Origin of the sequence: Brevibacillus sp. SIMBA_040, assembly GCF_046535075.1 — a bacterium.
Taxonomy (GTDB): domain Bacteria; phylum Bacillota; class Bacilli; order Brevibacillales; family Brevibacillaceae; genus Brevibacillus.
Genome location: NZ_JAWRXI010000009.1, coordinates 251,723 through 271,618, shown reverse-complemented (window position 1 = coordinate 271,618; position 19,896 = coordinate 251,723). Strand labels below are relative to the sequence as shown.

The 19,896-nt window shown below is 45.0% G+C and carries 29 protein-coding genes and 1 other RNA gene; 26 read left to right on the top strand and 4 right to left on the bottom strand.

Annotation, left to right across the window (positions count from 1 at the left end; genetic code table 11):
• The first annotated feature begins 106 nt into the window (after positions 1-106).
• Positions 107-580, top strand: a complete 474-nt coding sequence (smpB, locus tag SB752_RS17400) for an SsrA-binding protein SmpB (RefSeq protein ID WP_376909284.1) — start codon at positions 107-109, stop codon at positions 578-580.
• Between the two features lie 288 nt (positions 581-868).
• Positions 869-1,224: a transfer-messenger RNA gene (gene ssrA / locus SB752_RS17395) on the top strand.
• A 42-nt stretch (positions 1,225-1,266) separates the two neighbouring features.
• Here ssrA and SB752_RS17390 read toward each other — a convergent pair.
• The 3 genes from SB752_RS17390 to SB752_RS17380 all read right to left on the bottom strand — a co-directional run bounded on the left by SB752_RS17390 (position 1,267) and on the right by SB752_RS17380 (position 3,707).
• Complete coding sequence (locus SB752_RS17390; protein WP_410716874.1) at positions 1,267-2,673, bottom strand: recombinase family protein; 1,407 nt, start codon at positions 2,671-2,673, stop codon at positions 1,267-1,269.
• A gap of 20 nt (positions 2,674-2,693) precedes the next feature.
• The gene (locus SB752_RS17385) at positions 2,694-3,206 is read right to left on the bottom strand and encodes an ImmA/IrrE family metallo-endopeptidase (RefSeq protein ID WP_410716873.1); all 513 of its coding nucleotides are present in this window, start codon (positions 3,204-3,206) and stop codon (positions 2,694-2,696) included.
• 69 nt (positions 3,207-3,275) lie between these two features.
• Positions 3,276-3,707 (bottom strand): helix-turn-helix domain-containing protein, encoded by a 432-nt coding sequence (locus tag SB752_RS17380; protein ID WP_410716872.1) that lies wholly within the window; start codon positions 3,705-3,707, stop codon positions 3,276-3,278.
• 165 nt (positions 3,708-3,872) lie between these two features.
• Here SB752_RS17380 and SB752_RS17375 point away from each other — a divergent pair, with 165 nt between their 5' ends.
• The 18 genes from SB752_RS17375 to SB752_RS17290 all read left to right on the top strand — a co-directional run bounded on the left by SB752_RS17375 (position 3,873) and on the right by SB752_RS17290 (position 17,397).
• Positions 3,873-4,121: a helix-turn-helix domain-containing protein gene (locus tag SB752_RS17375; RefSeq protein WP_410716871.1), complete on the top strand. Its 249-nt coding sequence runs from the start codon at positions 3,873-3,875 to the stop codon at positions 4,119-4,121.
• A gap of 35 nt (positions 4,122-4,156) precedes the next feature.
• Positions 4,157-4,297 (top strand): hypothetical protein, encoded by a 141-nt coding sequence (locus SB752_RS17370; RefSeq protein WP_410716870.1) that lies wholly within the window; start codon positions 4,157-4,159, stop codon positions 4,295-4,297.
• Positions 4,298-4,730: 433 nt separating this feature from the next.
• Positions 4,731-5,285, top strand: a complete 555-nt coding sequence (locus tag SB752_RS17365; RefSeq protein ID WP_410716869.1) for an XRE family transcriptional regulator — start codon at positions 4,731-4,733, stop codon at positions 5,283-5,285.
• Complete coding sequence (locus SB752_RS17360; protein ID WP_410716868.1) at positions 5,282-5,659, top strand: hypothetical protein; 378 nt, start codon at positions 5,282-5,284, stop codon at positions 5,657-5,659. The genes SB752_RS17365 and SB752_RS17360 overlap by 4 nt, the downstream gene beginning before the upstream one ends.
• Positions 5,660-5,721: 62 nt before the next feature.
• On the top strand, positions 5,722-5,976 hold the full coding sequence (locus tag SB752_RS17355; RefSeq protein ID WP_410716867.1) for a hypothetical protein: 255 nt from the start codon (positions 5,722-5,724) through the stop codon (positions 5,974-5,976).
• Entirely contained in the window at positions 5,957-6,187 is a 231-nt protein-coding gene (locus SB752_RS17350; protein ID WP_410716866.1) for a hypothetical protein, read from the top strand. Before SB752_RS17355 ends, SB752_RS17350 begins: the two co-directional genes overlap by 20 nt.
• A gap of 35 nt (positions 6,188-6,222) precedes the next feature.
• The gene (locus SB752_RS17345; protein ID WP_410716865.1) at positions 6,223-6,498 is read left to right on the top strand and encodes a hypothetical protein; all 276 of its coding nucleotides are present in this window, start codon (positions 6,223-6,225) and stop codon (positions 6,496-6,498) included.
• Between the two features lie 226 nt (positions 6,499-6,724).
• Complete coding sequence (locus tag SB752_RS17340; protein WP_410716864.1) at positions 6,725-6,847, top strand: hypothetical protein; 123 nt, start codon at positions 6,725-6,727, stop codon at positions 6,845-6,847.
• 104 nt (positions 6,848-6,951) lie between these two features.
• Entirely contained in the window at positions 6,952-8,934 is a 1,983-nt protein-coding gene (locus SB752_RS17335) for an ATP-binding protein (RefSeq protein ID WP_410716863.1), read from the top strand.
• Positions 8,935-9,960, top strand: a complete 1,026-nt coding sequence (locus tag SB752_RS17330; RefSeq protein ID WP_410716862.1) for a recombinase RecT — start codon at positions 8,935-8,937, stop codon at positions 9,958-9,960.
• Positions 9,960-10,670, top strand: coding sequence for an MBL fold metallo-hydrolase (locus SB752_RS17325; RefSeq protein WP_410716861.1), 711 nt, complete (start codon positions 9,960-9,962; stop codon positions 10,668-10,670). Before SB752_RS17330 ends, SB752_RS17325 begins: the two co-directional genes overlap by 1 nt.
• Before the next feature lie 31 nt (positions 10,671-10,701).
• Positions 10,702-11,709: a hypothetical protein gene (locus SB752_RS17320; RefSeq protein WP_410716860.1), complete on the top strand. Its 1,008-nt coding sequence runs from the start codon at positions 10,702-10,704 to the stop codon at positions 11,707-11,709.
• A complete protein-coding gene (zapE, locus tag SB752_RS17315; protein WP_410716859.1) occupies positions 11,642-12,493 on the top strand; it encodes an AFG1/ZapE family ATPase in 852 nt (283 codons plus the stop codon). Before SB752_RS17320 ends, zapE begins: the two co-directional genes overlap by 68 nt.
• 37 nt (positions 12,494-12,530) lie before the next feature.
• Positions 12,531-13,895 (top strand): replicative DNA helicase, encoded by a 1,365-nt coding sequence (gene dnaB / locus SB752_RS17310; RefSeq protein ID WP_410716914.1) that lies wholly within the window; start codon positions 12,531-12,533, stop codon positions 13,893-13,895.
• A gap of 29 nt (positions 13,896-13,924) precedes the next feature.
• Positions 13,925-14,083: a DUF6906 family protein gene (locus SB752_RS17305; RefSeq protein WP_410716858.1), complete on the top strand. Its 159-nt coding sequence runs from the start codon at positions 13,925-13,927 to the stop codon at positions 14,081-14,083.
• A gap of 2 nt (positions 14,084-14,085) precedes the next feature.
• Positions 14,086-14,541, top strand: a complete 456-nt coding sequence (locus SB752_RS17300; protein WP_410716857.1) for a DUF1064 domain-containing protein — start codon at positions 14,086-14,088, stop codon at positions 14,539-14,541.
• A 19-nt stretch (positions 14,542-14,560) separates the two neighbouring features.
• On the top strand, positions 14,561-15,319 hold the full coding sequence (locus SB752_RS17295; protein WP_410716856.1) for a hypothetical protein: 759 nt from the start codon (positions 14,561-14,563) through the stop codon (positions 15,317-15,319).
• A gap of 188 nt (positions 15,320-15,507) precedes the next feature.
• Positions 15,508-17,397 (top strand): DNA cytosine methyltransferase, encoded by a 1,890-nt coding sequence (locus SB752_RS17290; protein WP_410716855.1) that lies wholly within the window; start codon positions 15,508-15,510, stop codon positions 17,395-17,397.
• Here the strand turns inward: SB752_RS17290 and SB752_RS17285 are convergent.
• Positions 17,391-17,609: a hypothetical protein gene (locus SB752_RS17285; protein ID WP_410716854.1), complete on the bottom strand. Its 219-nt coding sequence runs from the start codon at positions 17,607-17,609 to the stop codon at positions 17,391-17,393. The two genes, SB752_RS17290 and SB752_RS17285, sit on opposite strands and share 7 nt — an antisense overlap.
• 71 nt (positions 17,610-17,680) lie before the next feature.
• On the opposite strand from SB752_RS17285, the gene SB752_RS17280 reads away from it, so the two are divergent.
• From SB752_RS17280 to SB752_RS17255, 6 genes are read left to right on the top strand one after another with little or no spacing between them, the layout of a single operon-like run.
• Positions 17,681-18,253, top strand: coding sequence for a hypothetical protein (locus SB752_RS17280; RefSeq protein ID WP_410716853.1), 573 nt, complete (start codon positions 17,681-17,683; stop codon positions 18,251-18,253).
• 43 nt (positions 18,254-18,296) lie between these two features.
• Positions 18,297-18,851, top strand: a complete 555-nt coding sequence (locus tag SB752_RS17275) for a hypothetical protein (protein ID WP_410716852.1) — start codon at positions 18,297-18,299, stop codon at positions 18,849-18,851.
• Between the two features lie 31 nt (positions 18,852-18,882).
• Complete coding sequence (locus SB752_RS17270) at positions 18,883-19,104, top strand: hypothetical protein (protein ID WP_410716851.1); 222 nt, start codon at positions 18,883-18,885, stop codon at positions 19,102-19,104.
• Positions 19,105-19,147: 43 nt separating this feature from the next.
• Positions 19,148-19,321, top strand: a complete 174-nt coding sequence (locus SB752_RS17265; RefSeq protein WP_410716850.1) for a hypothetical protein — start codon at positions 19,148-19,150, stop codon at positions 19,319-19,321.
• A gap of 17 nt (positions 19,322-19,338) precedes the next feature.
• A complete protein-coding gene (locus SB752_RS17260; RefSeq protein ID WP_410716849.1) occupies positions 19,339-19,563 on the top strand; it encodes a hypothetical protein in 225 nt (74 codons plus the stop codon).
• Between the two features lie 36 nt (positions 19,564-19,599).
• Entirely contained in the window at positions 19,600-19,791 is a 192-nt protein-coding gene (locus tag SB752_RS17255; RefSeq protein ID WP_410716848.1) for a hypothetical protein, read from the top strand.
• Positions 19,792-19,896 lie beyond the last annotated feature (105 nt).

The window sequence follows — 19,896 nt, the reverse complement described above, 5'->3', positions numbered from 1 at the left end:
ACATTTGTGTAAGAGCCATTTTGCTGACTTTACCCGGTAAATGGCTTGCCACAAAGGGAAAAATTTGCTAGACTAACTGTTACCAAACGCAAGCGAGGTGATCTCCATGTCAAAGGATAAAGCCGGAACCAAGACAGTCGCCCAAAATCGAAAAGCACGCCATGATTACCATATCGAGCAAGTATTCGAAGCAGGGATTGCTCTGACCGGTACGGAGATCAAATCAGTGCGCGCTGCCCGCGTGCAGCTCAAGGACAGCTTTGCCCGTGTGCAGGACGGCGAGTTGCTGTTGTACAACGTACACATCAGTCCGTACGAGCAGGGGAATCGCTTTAATCATGAGCCGGAGCGGACACGCAAGCTTTTAATGGGACGTCTGGAAATCCTCAAGCTCAATGGTTTGATTCGCGAACGAGGGTATTCGCTGGTTCCGCTCAGCATTTATTTGAAGGGTGGCTGGGCCAAGGTCGAGCTGGCACTCGTCAAAGGGAAAAAGAACTACGACAAGCGCGAAGACCTCAAGAAGAAGGACGCAGCGCGTGAAGTAGAGCGTGCCCTGCGCGAGCGGCAGAAGGTATAGGAGCGTAGCCACGCTTTGCAGGTGGCTTTGCGCAAATGGTGCACTCTGGCAGGCTTGGCAGGAATCAACGTTGAGTTTTGCATCACGGATGTGCTATATTAAATAAGCAGCAAGCAGTACACACTGTGTTAACAACTACTACAGTCTAGGTGTTGAACGGTTAGTCCTTTTCGTCACCTAGACTTTTTGTCACCTTTCCTTATAGAGCCAGTTTGAAAAGGCGGGTTGCTCGATTGTTCCACAAAAGGGCGAGAGAGAGCCGGAATTTTTAAACATCCTCTTATACCTGGGGGCGTTCTGGATTCGACGGGGATGGTAGAGCATGAGAAGCGAGCCGGGGGGCTGCGGACCTCGTCAACAACGCGGAACGCCATTAACTGGCAACAAACAACTTTCTCTCGCTGCTTAATAACCAGTGAGGCGCTACCATTCCATCGCCCATGTGGCATGACTAGCGCTCAACTTTAGTGGGATACGCCGGAGGCTTCCGCCTGGAGCCAAAGGAAGAAGATCAATCAGGCTAGGTAACGGGTCAGCGCGTCACTCCGCGAATCCGGTGCCGAAATTGAAATGAGTGACTGCGCTCGGAGATGCTCATGTATCGCTGTTTTCGGACGGGGGTTCGAATCCCCCCGCCTCCACTTAAGTACCGAATAAAATACCGCCGGTTAGGCGGTTTTTTTAATTTATACAGATAAGATTTTCTGAATGACCCACATTTTTTCAATTTTTTCAATGACAATTTCTCGGAACATCGACTGTACCAATTGCTTTTGGGTTGCTGGTTCGATATATGACCAGTTTTCTCTTAGATTTAACATAGTCTGTTTGAGTTCAGAGGTAGTTAATTGGTTAGTGTATTCTTCCTCTTTAAATTCCTCATAAATGGATTGCATACGCAGATCCTCTTCTTCGATCAGCATTGCATAATCCTCTGGAGATAACTTTCCATCGCCAAGCGCAATCATCCAGTTTTTGCGTCGCCTATTGCTTGTTTCTACTTCCTTTTGAAGCAAACGTTTATCCTTTGATTTATTAGCCGGTTTGTCATTAATACCATCATTAAGAACCTGTAACCGATCGAAAATAAGATTGTTTAACTTTATTTCGCTTATTGAAGGGGAGCTGCAGGTTTTATTGGAATAGTTGTTACGGCACCTATATGATTTGTATTCTACACCTCCATGTTTGGAACCATATCCTACATAGGTGGCACCGCATTTCGCACATCTAACAATTCCACCATAGGCATATTCATAACTGTGCTTTGACATGTGATTGTTACTACGACGGGACATTATAATTTGAACTTTATTGAAGTCTTCCTCCGGGATTATTGGTTCATGATCGCCATCGGTGATGATCCGCTTTTCTTCTTCCCAATGCGAAGGTTTAAAATGATTTTTCCCGGTATATGTGTAATTGGATAGTAGGTTACGGACATATTTACTGTCCCACATGCCCCCTTCCTTACCACGAGAAAACGAATTCATGTATTGTGCGATCCAGTTTACACCTTTGCCTTCCAGATACTTGGTATAGACCTCTCTTACTAGTTTTGCTTCATCCTCGACGATTAGCATGTTTCGGTCATCATCGAACATATATCCGAGGGGAGGACGCGAAATATGCCTACCGCCAGACTGAACCTTTTTTGTTAACCCCTTCAGTGTTTCCTCACGTAAATTTTCTAAATAAATCTGCGCCCAAATCCCACTGAAAAATAAAAATGCTTTACCCATTGGTGAACGGGTATCAATTTCTTCAGATCCTTGAGCGGCAATAATCAATCGGACATTGAGTTTATTTATCAAATCAATAAAGGTGTAGAGGTCTCCAAGATTACGACTTAGCCTATCTAATTTATGAATAAGGATTGCCTCAAACTTCCCGGCTCTCATATCAGTAATCATTTGCTGAACACCAGGACGTTTGAATGATCCACCAGATACGCCAGGATCGGAATAAACCCGATAAAGGATTAATCCTTTCCTTTCAAGGACACTCATAAGGATGTCGTGCTGTGCTTCCAAAGAAAAGCCTTCTTCAGCTTGTCGTTCTGTACTGACACGAGTATAGATGGCAGCTCTCATTAATGAATCACCCCATAAATCTAAATGTAGTGGGAATAACCATTCACAAACATTCTTCCTAAGAATCTATCAAAGCGTTTTTTGGCTAACCGTTCTGAGACCTTAAACAAATGCGAAATCAGTTTTGGGGCTTCGAAGATTGATGCTTTGTAGGCAAGGTGATCAAACATATAGTAGGGTACCAGCAGATGCTCAGCAAAGTGATTAGTTTGGAATTCTTGAGAGACTACAAATAGTTCAGGTAGATCAGGTTGGATTCCAACATGCAAGATGAGGTGCCCTAATTCATGGGCTATCTTCTCACGCTGCTGTTCGAGTGGTAGTCTGCTGTCTACTCGAATGACGTGCCATCCTTGTTTGTAAGGATGTTGCAAAGTCTGACTCCTTATATCTGAATGCTGTACCTCGACACGGAAAGTTTTACAAATCATATATAGGTCTATAGCGTCGGGTGTTTGAATTCCGTGGTATTGCAGTAGATTGTAAACCATTTCTTCAAGCCAAGTTTGTGAACGGTAAAGCTCTTTGAGCATGAATATCCCCCTTGTGATGCCGGAAACATATGTTCGTATTTTGGTCAAAAAATAAAAAGCCGAAAGCTACTATTCTGGCTTTTTGATTTGTTCATTGAATTCGCGAAGGGACATTGGTGCACTTGGCTTGATGTTGTTCTCGCGCATCTTCTTTTTATTTTCATAAAATAAACGTCTCAGTTCCTTCTTCTCTTCTTCAGGTGCATCTAAATAACCATCGAGAAAAAAATAATCATCTGGATCATCAACAATTTCATGGAGCAGTTGATCACGGGTTTTTTCTTCAGTGAGTAAAGTTCCATTTTGATTTTTCCCAGTAAGATAATCTGTACTCGTTTTAAAGATGACCGCGAGCTTTTTTAGGGTTTCAACGTCTGGCTCATATGTGTCTGATTCCCATTTAGAAACAGTAGTATTATCGACACCGAGTAATGCAGCTACTTCCACTTGGGTCATTTTCAATTCTTTACGCTTTGATTTTATACGAACTCCAAGGGACATTATAACTGCACTCCTTTTTTGCTAAACAATCAAACTAAGGATAACATGTTGATCAATATTTGAAAATAAAGTTGATTAAATAGCAAAAATACAATTGACATTTGATCAAAGCTCAATTATTATTTGGTTAAAGGTTGAGTAAACATCAAATTAGGAGGTGAGAAAATGAACTATAAAGAGCTTAAAAAGTTACGGATGGAAAAAAAATATTCTCTTCTAGAGATGGCAGAGTGCATTGGGTTACAAACCGCTGGTGGCTATCTAAGAATAGAAAATGGTGAAAATAAACTGAAAGCGGAACATTTACCTTTATTAGCTAAAAAGTTTGACATGAGCTTAGAGGAACTGATAACACGCCTTTTTTTTGAAAAGAAAGTTGATGAAAGCTCAACTTTTAATCTTCAACCGGCCTGAAAGAACAATGATCTTGATAGAAGGAGCTAACTACCATGCCATATTCCACTGACGAAAAAATTGTAATACCGTTGAGTATTTTCCCTCGCGATTTATTGGAAAAAGCATGTTTGGAAGTTAAGAAAAACAAAGCAAAGAAAGCTGTTGAACAAAAGGCTCAACCAAAGCAAGCTTGATAGATTTCTAGCATCCACACAACTGCATAGAGCGCCGAAGAGCGGGAGCGAGCGATGATACGAGCCGCGCCATAATACATTCCATCATTCATCAGGTAAGGGTGAATTAAGGTCAAGATGGGGTCACTGCCATGACTCGACGCTGCATGCAGTTGTGTGATGAAAGCGAGGTGATCAAGTTGGACATGCTCGATGTCCTTGTGAAACGGATTGGCTGGTACACAAAAAAGGTCAATCAATCTGCAAAATGGTCTCGTGAAAAAAGAGCAAGACGACACCCTGTACTGCTTGCTTACAAAACACGGCTACATGAACTAATCGCATTAGAAAAAAAGCCTCGGCTCATCAAGGGGCCGAGGGAGAATCTAGAAGATGAGCATAGATTCATTGTACATCGACAATTAAATAGTGACAGTAAAGGAGACACGAACGCATGAGCGCAAATCAGTACGGTCCACAATTGGGTCAGGCGCTTATGGAAGCAGGCATCACTCAATTGAGTTTCAGCCTAGATGCACATGTAAGCCCTGAATCCGTGAGTGCCTATAAGAATGGCAGAGCAGTGGCTCCGCCAGACATTAAGTCAAAGTCAGTTTTGGTAACTGATAACCCGTTCCTTGCAATGTCAGCCATGTTGGAATCAGCAGCAGGTACTGGGCCGGTGATCTTGGACGGTGAGCGAATGGAGATAAACAGGCACACCGTTCTTGATCAGACCAAGTTTGAAATGCAACAACTCTTGAAAGTTACTGAGGTGGCTGAACAAAGGTTGATGAGGATTGCTCCAGGCGCTTTATCACAACAAGAGAGACAAGATGTGGAAGCCTTGGTGCAAGAAGCGATGGACGTTGTAACAGCAGCAATGAACTTGGTCGCAGTCCTTTGCAGGGAGTACAAGATTTCGTGGATTAAACATTGGACACTTCATCATTCAAAGCTGGCGAAAAACGGATTGCTGAAAATGATCAATGGGGGGAAGGGTAAATGACCGCATATCTTGGGCCTGAAACATTGTCATTGATATCAGTTTTAGATCGTGAAGCATTACACACGGCACTTATTGAAATGGCAAGGCGTGAAGCACTCACTCCAGTGGATTTATTGAGAGATAGACGGTGGCTCTTAGCTGAAAAAGTGAAGCGGCAACAACCACTTGATGAGGAAGAATTGGGATTAGCTGTTTCTACACTTCGAAAAAGAGCAGACATATCGGAACGAAATGGATTTGAAATGAACCCAATCATAGATAGGAATATTGCGGATAAAGTCGAGGAGATTAAGAAAGCACGTGAGGAAATGATGCTTGAAAAAATTAAAGCTCGATACAAAGAAAAAACCGCCTGCAGCGAACAGACGGCTTAATCAAAACAGAAACAAATGTTTGTGTAGATATGGTAACACACTCGATCAAGGAGGGCAAGCCCATGACTAAATCGCTTTTGGATAGAGGCATTTTGGCAGTAGAAAACATTGATATAAAAGGTGATCGATGGGCGGCATACCAAACTAACGGGGTTCTGAAAATGAGTGATTTCTCCAAATTGGGGGAAGGGCATGAGGTTGTCATTCAAAACTGGGAAGAAATCTGCCGCCTCCGCGATTTTTTAAACAAGCTGGAACCTGTCAATGTTCCTGAACCAGTGAAGGAGGGATTACAGCTTGAGCGAGCTTCTGCTTGATTTCCCGGAATATGTTGAACTGACAGAGCCTATACGAAAACAGCAACTAGAGACATTGGCGTTTGATTCAGACGAGGAAATGGACACGCTTGAGTGGACTGTACGCGATGTAATCGAAGAATTGGAGTTCCTTGTTGATCTAAGAGCAACTATGGCAAAAGAAGACTTTAAAGATCAAGCGAGAGAGCAAGCGCGGAGGCTTTTGAAATAGCAACTATCAATCTAAAAACGGATGGAGAGAGCACTATGAAAACAATTGAAAAGGCAAAGAAGATCGCAGTGTTGCTTGAAGAGATCGACCGAAGAAAGCAAGTGCTGTCAGCAATGGTACAAGAGCAACGAATTCATGTTCATTACGGAAATTCTAATTACTGGATTAAAGATGAATCAGTAATTGAATTGACCATCGAGGCATACAAAGAAGTCCTTGATCAGAAAATTCTAGAGTTGGAGCATCTTGTGAATGGTGATTTATACGAAATGAGAGCAACCATGGAACGTTTAACAGGACACATGCAGTAATGCGGGCTTCGGCCCTGCGTGGAAGATTCAGAGCAGACTCCTTTCAAATTGAATGAGGGTCGCACGATGAGACTGAGCCTTCCACGGAGGATTGAAACCTCCCAGGGTAATAACTCTGACAAATTACATAGCGAGGAAAAGACGTGGCGTAGGCAAGGAACTACAACGGCTGCCGTAGAGGTTGGGACGGTGGCGCCTCGCGATCAAATTGAGAGGGGGTGTAATAGTGGGAGAAGTAGCGGAAATGATTCTATCTGGTCTCTTGTGCCAAGTTTGCGGTACGTATATGGACGATTTACAAGAGCCTGGACATCCACGAACTTGCGATGACTGCAAAGAAGAACAATAAAAGACCCAGCGTTGCACCGCTGAGTCTCGGGTCTTTGATGCACGATTGGGAATCAATTCAATCGTAGCGGATAGACCCCCAAAAAACAAGTGGGAGGTATATTCATGAAGCGAATCAGCTTGATGAAACTGGTTCTACTTAACTTTAAGGGCATCAAAGAATTTGTCTTAGAGGTAAACGGTGAAAGCGTGAAAGTATACGGTGATAACGCTGTAGGCAAGACAACCATTTTTGATGCTTTTACATGGGTGCTGTTCGATAAGGACAGTCAGAATAAACAAGATTTTGGAATAAAGACACTCGATGCAGAAGGTAAGGAGATGCACCGTCTGTCCCATGAAGTTGAGGCGACCCTGTTGGTGGATGGGCAGCGTAAAAGCTTGCGAAAAGTGTTCACTGAAAAGTGGACCAAAAAACGTGGTTTAGCTAGAGAAGAGTTTTCAGGTCACACTACAGAGTATTTTGTCGATGGTGTTCCTGTAAAGCTCAAGGAATACAAGGAACAAGTTGAAAACATCGTCAGCGAAGATTTGTTTAAACTCCTGACGAATCCGAGCTACTTTAACGAACAACTTCACTGGGAAGCTCGTAGAAAGGTTTTGCTCCAGGTATGCGGTGATGTGACTGATGAGGAAGTAATCAAGAGTGAAAAGAGTTTGGCACCTCTCCTAAAAATCTTGAATGAGAGAAGCATTGAACAGCATCGAAAGGTGATTGACGGGAAGTGCTCGGAGATCAGCAAAGAACTGGACAAGATTCCGGTTCGAATTGATGAAGCAACTCGTTCCACACCGGATATATCGGGCCTGAATGAGAAAGAGATCGTGGAAAGTATAAGCGCTCTGCAAGAGCAGATAAGCAGCAAGGAAGCCGAAGCTTTTCGCCTACGATCCGGGGGAGAAATTGCGGTAAAACAAAACCGCATACGTGAGATTGAAGGGGAGCTCCTTCAAATTAAGAACAATCTGCAGGCTGGAAGCTTAGAGAAGGTAGCTGCAAAGCGCCAAGAACTATCTAGCCTCAATAGTCAATTCACCACATTGAATCAACAAATCGGTGACATGAAAAGGGCGGTAGCTAGAAATGAGCAGCAAGCATCTGTTGAGTCAGCGGAAGCAGATAGGCTCCGTCAACAGTGGCATAAGGTTAACGACGAGGTATTCGAACATCATCATGATAATAATTGCCCCACATGCGGACAATCATTGCCAGAAGAAAATATAGAAGCTGCACGAACAAAAGCGTTATCTGATTTTAATCACAGCAAGGCAGAGCGTTTAGAGAAAATATCTGCAAAAGGACGGGCAGCAAAAGAAGAGGCAACCCGGTTGATTCAAATCAATCAAGTCAACCAACAGCAAATTGAAGTGCTGGAACAATTGGTAGCGGAAAAATCGAAAGAGATCCACTCGACAGAATCCGAATTGCAAACATTGCAAGCAAACATGGTTGATGTGGAAATGGACCCGGATTACATCGCTAAGCAGAAGGAAATTTCCGGTATTCAACAAGACATTGAACAGGTCCGTAGTTCTGTTCAAGAAGCAGCTGCAAAGGTGGCTGGTGAAATTGAAAATTTGAAAGCGCAGAAAGATGAGCTAGAACAAGATAAAGCAAAATTTTTCCTGGCTCAGACCGTCTCTCAACGCATAGAGCAGTTGAAAACACAAGAAAAAGAACTCGTAGCCGAATATGAGAAGTTGCAGCACGAGCAATACCTAACAGAAGAGTTTATTCGGGCCAAGGTCAGCCTGCTTGAAACAAAAATTAATAGAAAGTTTCAGTATGCACGCTTCAAGTTGTTTGAACAGCAGATCAATGGTGGCTTGAGAGAACGTTGCGACACACTTTACAAAGGAGTCCCATACGGCAGCGGTCTTAACAATGCAGCACGCATCAATGTAGGGCTTGATATCATCAATACGCTTTCAGAACACTATGGCATTACTGCCCCAATTTTCGTGGACAACGCTGAAGCGGTAACCAAAATGATCGATACATCCACCCAAGTCATCAGCTTGATCGTAAGCGAGAAGGACAAGCAATTACGGGTTGAAGTTCCTGTCAATATCAAGGAGGCGGTCTAATTGGTTGAAAACCAAAATGAGTTGGTAAAGAAAGAGATATCGCAATCAGAGAGGTTCATGAACAAGGTTGTGTCAGAATTTAGCACCAATGTTGGAACAGTTGCATTAACGGATTTCCAAAAACGTCTTGCTCAGAATTATTTCATTTCGCTGGATTCTGTACTGAGGTCAACAGAAGAGAAGAGATTGAAAAAAAGCGAGAAATACCGTGACCCCCTGCCAGTGACATGGGCCAACGTGAATATGGACAAGCTTGCCCGTGATGTTGTCTCCATGGCTAGGGTTGGTTTTGATCCAGCACAACCAAACCACATCAACCTTATCCCCTTCAAGAACAACAACACGAACAAGTACGATATTGGATTCATTGAAGGGTATCGGGGAATCGAGCTAAAAGCCACAAAATACGGTTTGAACGTGCCAGATCACGTCACGGTTGAACTTGTATTTAATACAGATAAATTCAAACCAATCAAGAAAGATCGGACGAACCAACATGAAGCATATGAGTTTGAGATAACGAATCCATTTGAACGCGGAGAGATCATAGGGGGATTTTATTATCACTCGTATACGCAAAATCCTACAAAAAATAAATTAGTAACAATGAGCATTAAGGATATTTTGAAACGCAAGCCAACCCATGCAAGCGTTGAGTTTTGGGGTGGCGAGAAAGACAAATGGGAAGACGGTAAAAAGGTTGGGAAAGAGCAAGTAGAGGGCTGGCATGAACAAATGTGCTGGAAAACCATTTATAGAGCTGCTTACAGTGATATCACCATCGACAGCCAAAAAATTGATGACGATTACTTACGTCTGAAACAAATGGAATCTGAGTTTGCAGATGCTGAGCTTGCTCAAGAGATAAACGATAACGCAAATCGGAAAACAATTGATATCGATCTGGACACACCCCCTACTAATCATCCTGTAAATACGGAAACAGAACCATTCATGAGTGGACAGGCTGACGAACAACCTGAAATGAACCACAGACAAACTCCAAACGGAGGACCCGATTTCTAATGATCGAGATTACCCCCCTGGCATCCAGCAGCCATGGAAACTGCTATCACATTACAGATGGCACTACCGCCTTGCTACTGGAGTGCGGCATCCGTTTTAAAGACATTCAACGCGCATTGCAGTTCCAAACATCAAGCATTGCGGGTTGCCTCGTGACACATGAGCACGGCGACCATGTGAAGGGCATTGCAGAAGTGATGAAGGCAGGCATCGACGTATACGCGTCCAGAGGAACACTTGAGTCTTTGCAGGTTACAGGTCACCGAGCAGTTACCATTCAATCTCAGAAACAATTCACATTAGGTTCCTGGACGATCTTGCCGTTTGATGTACAGCATGACGTTGCAGAACCACTCGGATTTCTTCTTGCGAATAGGTCAGGTGAGAAGCTGGTGTTCATCACTGATAGTTACTACTGCAAATACAAATTCAACGGCCTAACACACATCATGTTGGAGTGTAACTACAGCCTAAAGATTCTGGATGAGAACATAGCTGCAGGTCGGGTGCCAACCGTCATGAGGAAGCGTCTCTTACGCTCACACTTTAGTCTTGAAAACTGCAAAGAGTTCCTACGAGCCAATGATCTGTCAAAGGTTCAAAGCATATGGTTGTTACACCTCAGCGACAGCAACAGTGATGAAGCACTCTTTAAGAAAGAGATACAGGAGCTTACTGGCAAGCCAGTGATCGTTACACAAAAGCAATGATTACAAAAGGCAACACAAGAGGGGGCAGGGGATGGGCAAAGCAGAATACGGGACAACGGGGTTTTTGGTCCTTCCCCGTTTGTCTTTCCGGAATAGAAGGGACAAGCTTCTATTCGCAGATTTGATGGAGCGTGCCAGCTACAAGGACGGAGTTGGAGAAAAGCGCGGAGAGTTAGTGTTTAACGCAGCCGAATTTGGACGAGAAGTAGGTTGGTCCAGGAAAGAGATAACCATATCCCTGAATCACTTGGTCAAGGATGGATTAATACGAATTACTGCTGCAAAACGCAGATGTGATGGGGTTATCATCACACTTTTACACTACAACCAAATGCAAGATTTGAGTTCATACAGGGCGCAAAATTCCTCCGAAAAAGGGACAAAGGAGGGACAATCAACTGACAACGAAGGGGCAATCAAGGGACAATCAAACGAAAGCGGAAACCCTTGTGGCTCTAGGGATGAAGGAGGTTCGCAGATGACAGAAGGGACAATCAAGGGACAATCAAATGCTTATGAAGGGACAAAGGAGGGACAATCTTTATTTATTAAACAACAAGAACAGCAGTATGAACATAAGAACCATTTAAAAGACTTACCCGAGCAGTTGTCGAGAGTAGATCATGTAGAGACATTTGTTGACTCGCAAATGCAAGTCAACCCGATATCCTCTTTGCCAAGACGCCTCTTTGTGGAATATTTCAACACCATTCGCTTGAAGAGGGCTACCGGACGGATCGCAACAAGCAAGGCAACAAAGATATGGGATCAGCTTGTGAACTATTGGCAAAATAAAAAACTTGCAGATACCTCTGACGGTCGAGCTGCCATCATCCTTTATTCGTTAACGGTCCACATCATGCAAAAGGATGACAAAAAAGAAGAATACACCTTCGGAATCATCCGCAACACAACGGAATATGAGGCTCGGCAAAAGATGCTGAAACTCAGGAACCAAGGAGGTGCAGGACGTGAAATCGCTGCAACAGGTACTGAATCAGGACGTTCAGAGTATCACCAGAAGCGCCGAAGCTTCTAAGCCTCCTGCTAGGGAATGCCCTATCTGCCATCGGAGTATTGAGCCTGTACAAATCGTATTGCTCGGTCAGATCCGATGGGGAACGGTCACATGCGCTTGCGAGACACAAGCGAGGGAAGCAGAAGAAAAAGCAAAACAGGCTCGTGAATGGTTGACACTATGCCATGAGTTCACTAGCCGGGACAAGCTTCTTCCTGGGGCGACCTTGGAAAATTACACCATGGAGAAGGGATGCGGAAATGCCATCAGGATAGCAAACAACTTCGTGGGTACATACACCGAATGGCAGAAACAACGCCCAGGACTGGGTCTTTATTTAAACGGACCAAATGGATTGGGAAAAACACACCTTCTCTCTGGGCTGTATCAGGCATTGATGGGCAAGAAAATATCTGCAGTGTTCATGACAACGTACCACATGTTCCAACGCTTCCGTGAAGTCACCAAAGTGGATGACTACGAGTATGAAAAACGGCTTCTGAAAGTGCTATACGGTTGCGATGTGCTACTTCTCGATGATGTAGGTGGTGAGGTGCCGTATGACTCGCGAGCTGAGAAATTGCTGGATGTAATCAATGCTAGGAGCAAAAAGAGACCAATCATTTACTCGAGCAATTTCACGACAGACGGACTTGAACAGTGGATGGGAAATCAGGGGGCAAGGATCGCGGATCGCATCTTGGAAAACTCAATCACCATCACCCTCGACGGCGACAGCCAACGTGGAGTCATAAGCGACAAGAATCATGATTGGCTTGCTGGAAGGGTGAAGGGACTTGAATAACACCGCTGTAATACCTGAATCCAATAGCCAGGTGTTGATGAATCATCAGGCCGAACAGAGCGTCATAGGGACGATGTTTTTGAACGAAACCTATTACCCTCTGGTCTACTCGATATGTAAACCAGAGGACATGTATTCGCCACAGCACAGGCAGATATTTCAATCCATGGTCGATCTTAAACAAACTGGCAAACCAATTGACCTCGTTACTGTGACAGCTCACCTACAAGATGCAAAGCTGCTCGATGAAGTTGGTGGCGTAACGTACATTACCGAACTCGCCAGCTCAGTTCCAACAGCAGCCAATATCGAATACTACGCTGGAATTGTTCGAGAGAAGTCCAATCTTCGGAGGGTTTACCATATGGCGCTCACGCTGCCCCGTCTGATCGAGGAAGAGGTCAGCATTGCATCAGCTATAGAGCGCATGGAAAAAACGCTGCAAGAAGTGACAACGAGTGCCTATGGCAAGGGATTCCGATCAACAAGGGACGTCCTGCTAAATGTATACGAGACAATCGAGCAAAACGCCAATAACAAGGCGAGAGAGGTTACTGGGATGCCAACTGGCTTCAAAGATTTGGATCGGATTACTCGTGGACTTCAAAGATCAGACCTGATCATCATAGCAGCTCGTCCGTCTGTAGGGAAAACGGCACTTGCTCAAAACATTGCCCAGAATGCAGCTGAAGACGGTAATGACCCAATCGCTATATTTTCACTTGAGATGAGCGCCGAGCAATTGGTACAGCGCATGATCAGTTCTGAAGGTCATATCGAGGCAGACCGATTACGAACTGGGCAGTTGGAAGAGGATGATTGGCAAAAACTCACCAGTGCCATTGGAAAACTCTCAAAAAAGCCAATATTTATCGACGACACCCCTGCCATAACAGTCAGTGAAATCAAGGCAAAAGCCATGCGACTGATGAACGAAAATGGCGGAAGACTTGGAGCAATCCTGATCGACTACTTGCAACTGGTTCGTTTGAGCTCAAAGACAAAAAACAGGCAGGAAGAAGTATCAGGAATATCAGGTGCCTTGAAGGCCCTTGCCCGCGAACTTGATGTCCCTGTAATCGCGCTATCCCAGCTAAGTCGTGGTGTAGAGCAACGTCAGGACAAACGTCCGATGATGTCGGATATCCGTGAGTCCGGTTCGATTGAACAGGATGCCGACCTCGTAGCGTTTTTGTACCGTGATGACTATTACGACAAGGAAACAGATAACAAGAACATCATTGAGGTCATCATTGCCAAGCAGCGTAATGGCTCCACTGGAACGGTAGAGTTGGCTTTCCTGAAGGAGTTCAATAAATTTGCTGATTTAGCACCTCGTCAAATGTCCATTGCTGATGTCCCTGATGATGACGAGCCTGAAGATCGCCCGTGGCGGCAATAAGACATCAGTAAACAAGGAGGGTGACCAACGTGAAGCAAGGTAAAAAACCAAACAGGCGACAAAGAGAAGAATTAAAAGCACGCAATCTTAACCCTGCTAATTGGTTCGTAGAGAGAGACAACCAAACAGAATTTGTTTTGATTCATCGCTTCTCTGGTACAAAACGGACTATCAAGAGAGGGGCGTAGGGATGAAACGTAGAGTTAGAGCAGCCAAACAAGATAGTGATAAGCCGAAGGTGCCCAAATATAACAACAAAATTACTCACGTAGATGGCATCAAGTTTGACTCCAAGGCCGAGTCCGAATACTACCTTGTCTTAAAAGAAAAACTTGCTGCTAGAGAAATTCAAGATATGCGGCTGCAACCGGTTTACGTTCTACAGGACAAATGCATGCGGAATGGTAAGAACCTTCAGGCAATAACATACAAAGCAGATTTTGAAGTGCTTCACTTGGACGGCTCGCTGGAGGTTATCGACATCAAGGGCGAAGAGACAGAAGCATTCAAGCTCAAGGCGAAGATGTTCCAGTACAGATATCCAAACCTAAAACTCACTTTGCTAAAACAAGTTAAGAAGTACGGCGGCTGGATCACCACCGACGAGTATAAAGAGAAAAAACGCGAAGAGAAAAAAGCGATATAACCAAGGGAGAGTGTAGAAGATGAGCAAACACGCACAATTTACGGCAGTGGTAAAGAAAATGTCTACGGATGATAAAAAGGTTGTTGTGAACTTGGAAATGGTCGGGAAGCTTGATCCATACGCTATGGCTGACATTGTCGACATGGTTGGGGATAAAGTAGTTGTCCATCTAGGAAATCCACAAATGGCTATAGATTTTGACGAAGAGGAGAGGGCGCAACGTCCGGGGCTTTCTGTCACAACCGATCAGTCTGGAGTCGTTACAACTGTCAGCGGGCATAGCGAGGATGACCACAAAGATGACCATGAAAATAACGATGACCTGGACACTGATGGCGACGAGGGCGAAGACCTTGAACACGATGAAGACAATGAGGATGAGGATTCCACTGAAAACGAGGAAGACACCGAAGACATTCAATCCGAAGAATCAGAAGGTGACACTCCTGATTCAGAGCAGCAAGGTCATGAGGAATCCGAGGTGGGCACGGATGACAGTGACGATCAGGAAACAGAGAATCAAGGGGATGCTGCTGCTTCAATCGACAAAGAAGCACTGGAAGCATTTATCTTGAGCGGACAGGCTCCGGTATTTGATGAATTTACGTTTGATTTCCCGGAACTACTTCAGCGCAAAAAGAACGGCGAAACATGGATCAGAATTGCTCAAAGTTTGAGTGTAAGTTCAACCAAAATTTCAGCTGAATTACGTGAATATAAAAAGCGTGTCGCTGAACATATGGCAAAGCAAAACGGCGAGGAACCGGGGGCAGCATAAAGCTGCTCCTCTCCCCTAGAAAGGCGGAATCACATGACAGCCTTTAAACCAGCCCTAGACCACCCGTGGAGACGGGGATTCCCTAAGACTGCCGATCAAAAGAGGATCAACCAAACTATCGTAAACGCGAAAGTGAACAACTGGAAAGTAGGCGGAGCAGTGTCGCCTTGGAACGGGAGGAAATAGGCATGAGGACAACATTTACATCCCTGCATTTGTTCTGCGGCATAGGTGGCGGAGCGCTCGGATTTCAACAAGCAAAAGAAGAATGGCGTGGAGCTGTCGGTCAGATAGAGACAGTCGCTGGTATTGATGTAGACCCGGATGGTTGCACTGATTTTGAAAGAATTACCGGCGCCCCAGCATATCAAATGGACCTTTTTAGCAGGCAACAATACCGTGATTTTCACGGACAGGAACCGCCAGATGAGTGGCAAGAAGTCACGCCTGATGATATCTGGAGAGCTGCGGGCAGGCAATCACCTGACATTGTTTTTACAAGCCCGCCATGCAAAGGATTCAGCGGCTTACTTCCGGAGAAGTCAGCAAAAACGATGAAATATCAAGCGCTTAATCAGCTCACAGTCAGAGGTATGCGCCTTTGCCTCGAAGCGTTCCAAGATGATTTGCCCTCCCTTTTCCTCTTAGAGAATGTACCTCGAATCACTTCACGGGGAGCTACCTTGCTAAAAGAAATCAAACAACTACTAGGTAAGTACGGATACGTTTTTCACGATGAAAGCCACAACTGCGGGGAGATTGGCGGGCTCGCTCAACATCGTCGTCGATACCTTCTAATCGCTCGAAACCCTCAGAAGCTTTCGAACTTTGTCTATAAGCCACCTCACCGGCGAGTAAGAGCCATTGGGGAAGTAATCGGACCTCTACCGCTACCGAATGATCCAACTGCAGGTCCTATGCACAAACTGCCACGGCTTCAGTGGAAAACGTGGGTCAGATTAGCTCTAATACCTGCAGGTGGTGATTGGAGGGACCTTGAGAAAGTTGATTGGGAGAATTACCAGATTGCCTACGAACCGCGCAAGGGAGCATTGGCGGTAGGAGATTGGGAAGAGCCTAGCGGAGCAGTCACAGGGGCTGCTGGATATGGCAGAAGCAATGGCACCCAGGCTATTGCGGACCCGAGGTTAACGCTGCAATCCATGTATCCAAGCGGCTATGGTGTACAGGATTGGGACAAGGCTGCTCAGACAATCCGATCGGCAGGACGAATCATGAATGCACCTGTTTCCATAGCTGATCCGAGATTTTCTCAAGAAACACCAAAATTCAATCACGCCTACAAGCTTACATCTTGGAATGACGTATCTGGTACGGTCGCCAGTGGAGGTGGACCGACAAATGGTGGAATCTGCATTTCTGATCCACGCACAGGCTTCAAGGAAGGCACCCACGGGGCAATTTACCGGGTGATGCGATACGAGGAACCGGCTAACACAATAACGGGGGCTATGAGGCCAAACAATGGCGCACCATGCATTGCTGACCCCCGTCTCGGTGTAGAGAAGGGTTACACCAATAAGCGTCAGATTCTTGCTTGGGATGGACCAGCAAGCACGGTAACTGGAACACAGGATATTCAGTCTGGAGCTCAGAGTATCGCCGATCCACGACTTGGCTGCGCGCCACGGTCAGGAACACTTGGGGTACAGGATTGGAATGAGCCAGCCAAGACAGTGATTGGTTCAGGTGATATTCATGCTGGCGCGGCTGCAATTGCTGATCCACGCATTCCAGCAGACAACGAGCGCGGGACATGGGTCATCATATCTGAGGATGGCACATGGCACCGCCCACTTACGACATTTGAATTGGCAATGCTGCAAGGATTTCCTATCCTGCTGCATGACGGTACTCCGTTCGAACTGGTCGGCAATAACGATGCCAAGTGGAGAGAACGTATCGGAAATGCGGTACCACCTGCAGCTGCCCAAGCCATTGCAGAAACCGTTCTACGATCGATGCTTGCTGAACAGGATGGAACTTGGATGATGGCAGCAGAAGAGATTTGGGTGAAACCAGAGGAACAACAAGAGCCGGCACACCTCGTTCACTGAGGATAACTGCGTCCGTGGCTGCCAAACAGTTCGCGGACGTTACCATAAACCCGAACATGCAGGTCCGGGAAAGCAAAAGCAACATGGCCATCTTCTAGTTGTAGGCGTTCGCTGTTTTGCTCAATGACAAACGGAATCTCCATTGCTTGTAGGGCGTCCTTGAGATAGCTAACCTCAGACCATGCGACTGAATAATAGAATGACTTTTCCACGATATCAACTCCTTTGTGGCCATTATGCCACATTGAACTGAACAGAAATTAAAAGGTGGTTGAGAATTGGAATGAAAAAAATGACAGGAAACAATCAGGGTTACAGGTTCTATATTACGCCAGAAGAATATGCCATTGCAGAGTCCAACGGGATTGACATGGAAGGGGTAAACCGTCGGGTACGCTTATGGGCGTGGCGAGTTGAAAAGGCTATCACTACCCCTATAAGACCGCAAGCCGATAGGCGCGAATGGGCTAGGATTGCCAAAGAAAATGGACTTAGCTACAGAACGTTCATGAACCGTATTCACCGGTTAGGGTGGGAAGAAGAGCGGGCGGCACTAACCCCTTTACTGGACAGGTACGAAGTAATCCGAGAAATTGCGGATAAAAAAGGGCGAAAAGTACCGCGTGAATACCTTGCGTTGGCTAATCAAAAAGGAATTCCGGCTAGTTTAGTTTTCCAACGAGTCCGGCGAGGGTGGAGTTTTGAAAAGGCAGCTACTCTCCCACCAATGGACAAGATTACATCTGGAAAAATTGGAGCAGAAAGATCGAAAAATAGCCCCAAACAAGCGGAAATACAAGCATGGAAAAACTGGCTGTTCCCTCACAGAGCAAAGCGTGTGATGGACAGCAGATAAGGTTCATATATAAATTGCTCAAGGAGATAAGGGAGGCTGGGGTATGCCTACTATGGAGTTCACATATGACCCGTTGTTTATCACGAGGCACCTACTACAAAGCTACGTTGAGAAGTTTGTCGAGGGCAAGTTCTACAAGGCCAAGCAGTACGCATGCTATGACTTTCTAAACACGATGACAGACGAAGAGCTGGAGGGCATCCTGCGCCAGTATGTGAAGGAAAACAACCTAGAGGCTATCACGTTCAAACAGCCGTGGGTTGAGTGCGCAGCGATATTCGAGTACATATTCAATTCCGAGCGGTACCGAGCGCTAGAGCTAGGTTTCAAGCGTCGAGGCTACGGAAGTACAGGGATGGGCGTGGTGGACAAGACAACCAACACATTCTACGACTGCGGGTTCCTCCAGCACTGGCCGACTGTCGTCGAAGTCATCAAGGAGATGTACCCGGACATGCACGAAGCGATGGACGAGCTACTACGTAGGCCCGGCATGGAAGAGCACAAAGGTATTACCAGACAAACGCTGGATGCCTTCATCATGGAAAACTTTGAATTAATCGGCGGAAACAAGCAAATAGAATTTTACCTTGATTAACGATTGCTCACTTTGTAAAGGAGAGATAATCATGTTTGAAAAAATCGAGTCTGCAATGAAAGAATTTGAAAGTGAAGGCGGGAAGGTTTTACAAGATCGTTTGCATGATAACGGAATTACAAAACGAAGGACTGTAATTGTTGTTACCAATTATGGTGGTATGCATGTCCTGCAAAGTAACATTGTTCTTGAGAAAGAAGAATTAAATAGAGTTTTTCTTAGCGGCTTTGAAATTGACTTTTTAAAAGGATAAAAACTTATCACTGCTTTACAAATTGTGTAGGGAGGAAAGAACAATGAAAGTCGTTCAAAAAATGCTGTTCGTGAACGAATCTGAAGAGGTTATCAATGAGTGGTTAAGTAAAGTTCCAGCAGATGATATTGTTTCGGTTAGCTATCAAGTGGTTGGTTTTGAAAACGGTGTAGATGAATACACAACAATTTTTTATAAAACGGTCTTACCACAATAGTTAGGGAGGAAAGAATGATGAAGCCAATTAAAGTTTGTCTGCATAAAAAGGGCGCGCACATGCTGGAAAGAAACGAAGATGGCAAATGGTTTTTAGCCGGGAAGGAGATCGAAGAACAGAAGGCGATCGATGAGTTGGCAGAAGCTGTTCAGGATTTGGGATATTGGTGCCAGGTTGCTAAGGATGTGCTGCCAGATGAATATTTTGAAATGGTGCAAGAGTCGTACTCATACCAAAGATAGAGCATTAATCAAAGTGATAAATGGGGAGGTAAAGGTATGAAGCAACTTCTCGAAAAATGGGAATGCTTGAATGATTCGTGCGGACACTCCTTTCTGGTGGACAAGGGAACTGCCAAAGGGAAATCGTTATCGTGCCCATTCTGCGAACAAAGCTCTGAAGCAGTAGCACATCAAAATCCAGATGCAGACCTAGAAACTCAATTAGAGGGCTGCTTGTATCCATATTGAGCTTTACAAACCATTACTTGTGAGAAGGAGGTAGCCATGAGCGAATCAGTAGAAAAGATAAAACGAATCGCCATAAGTTGCTCAGTTGAATACTGCGGCTTTAAG

What these genes read in the sequence shown, in the direction of transcription:
- SB752_RS17255 (WP_410716848.1), top strand. Translation starts at nt 19,600, where the DNA reads ATGAAGCAACTTCTCGAAAAATGGGAATGCTTGAATGATTCGTGCGGA.
- SB752_RS17320 (WP_410716860.1), top strand. Translation starts at nt 10,702, where the DNA reads ATGGGCAAAGCAGAATACGGGACAACGGGGTTTTTGGTCCTTCCCCGT.
- SB752_RS17260 (WP_410716849.1), top strand. Translation starts at nt 19,339, where the DNA reads ATGAAGCCAATTAAAGTTTGTCTGCATAAAAAGGGCGCGCACATGCTG.
- SB752_RS17365 (WP_410716869.1), top strand. Translation starts at nt 4,731, where the DNA reads ATGAGCGCAAATCAGTACGGTCCACAATTGGGTCAGGCGCTTATGGAA.
- SB752_RS17265 (WP_410716850.1), top strand. Translation starts at nt 19,148, where the DNA reads ATGAAAGTCGTTCAAAAAATGCTGTTCGTGAACGAATCTGAAGAGGTT.
- SB752_RS17270 (WP_410716851.1), top strand. Translation starts at nt 18,883, where the DNA reads ATGTTTGAAAAAATCGAGTCTGCAATGAAAGAATTTGAAAGTGAAGGC.
- SB752_RS17280 (WP_410716853.1), top strand. Translation starts at nt 17,681, where the DNA reads ATGAAAAAAATGACAGGAAACAATCAGGGTTACAGGTTCTATATTACG.
- SB752_RS17290 (WP_410716855.1), top strand. Translation starts at nt 15,508, where the DNA reads ATGAGGACAACATTTACATCCCTGCATTTGTTCTGCGGCATAGGTGGC.
- SB752_RS17385 (WP_410716873.1), bottom strand. Translation starts at nt 3,206, where the DNA reads ATGCTCAAAGAGCTTTACCGTTCACAAACTTGGCTTGAAGAAATGGTT.
- SB752_RS17325 (WP_410716861.1), top strand. Translation starts at nt 9,960, where the DNA reads ATGATCGAGATTACCCCCCTGGCATCCAGCAGCCATGGAAACTGCTAT.
- SB752_RS17370 (WP_410716870.1), top strand. Translation starts at nt 4,157, where the DNA reads ATGCCATATTCCACTGACGAAAAAATTGTAATACCGTTGAGTATTTTC.
- SB752_RS17300 (WP_410716857.1), top strand. Translation starts at nt 14,086, where the DNA reads ATGAAACGTAGAGTTAGAGCAGCCAAACAAGATAGTGATAAGCCGAAG.
- dnaB (WP_410716914.1), top strand. Translation starts at nt 12,531, where the DNA reads ATGAATCATCAGGCCGAACAGAGCGTCATAGGGACGATGTTTTTGAAC.
- SB752_RS17355 (WP_410716867.1), top strand. Translation starts at nt 5,722, where the DNA reads ATGACTAAATCGCTTTTGGATAGAGGCATTTTGGCAGTAGAAAACATT.
- SB752_RS17335 (WP_410716863.1), top strand. Translation starts at nt 6,952, where the DNA reads ATGAAGCGAATCAGCTTGATGAAACTGGTTCTACTTAACTTTAAGGGC.
- SB752_RS17275 (WP_410716852.1), top strand. Translation starts at nt 18,297, where the DNA reads ATGCCTACTATGGAGTTCACATATGACCCGTTGTTTATCACGAGGCAC.
- SB752_RS17345 (WP_410716865.1), top strand. Translation starts at nt 6,223, where the DNA reads ATGAAAACAATTGAAAAGGCAAAGAAGATCGCAGTGTTGCTTGAAGAG.
- SB752_RS17390 (WP_410716874.1), bottom strand. Translation starts at nt 2,673, where the DNA reads ATGAGAGCTGCCATCTATACTCGTGTCAGTACAGAACGACAAGCTGAA.
- SB752_RS17295 (WP_410716856.1), top strand. Translation starts at nt 14,561, where the DNA reads ATGAGCAAACACGCACAATTTACGGCAGTGGTAAAGAAAATGTCTACG.
- SB752_RS17375 (WP_410716871.1), top strand. Translation starts at nt 3,873, where the DNA reads ATGAACTATAAAGAGCTTAAAAAGTTACGGATGGAAAAAAAATATTCT.
- smpB (WP_376909284.1), top strand. Translation starts at nt 107, where the DNA reads ATGTCAAAGGATAAAGCCGGAACCAAGACAGTCGCCCAAAATCGAAAA.
- SB752_RS17380 (WP_410716872.1), bottom strand. Translation starts at nt 3,707, where the DNA reads ATGTCCCTTGGAGTTCGTATAAAATCAAAGCGTAAAGAATTGAAAATG.
- SB752_RS17360 (WP_410716868.1), top strand. Translation starts at nt 5,282, where the DNA reads ATGACCGCATATCTTGGGCCTGAAACATTGTCATTGATATCAGTTTTA.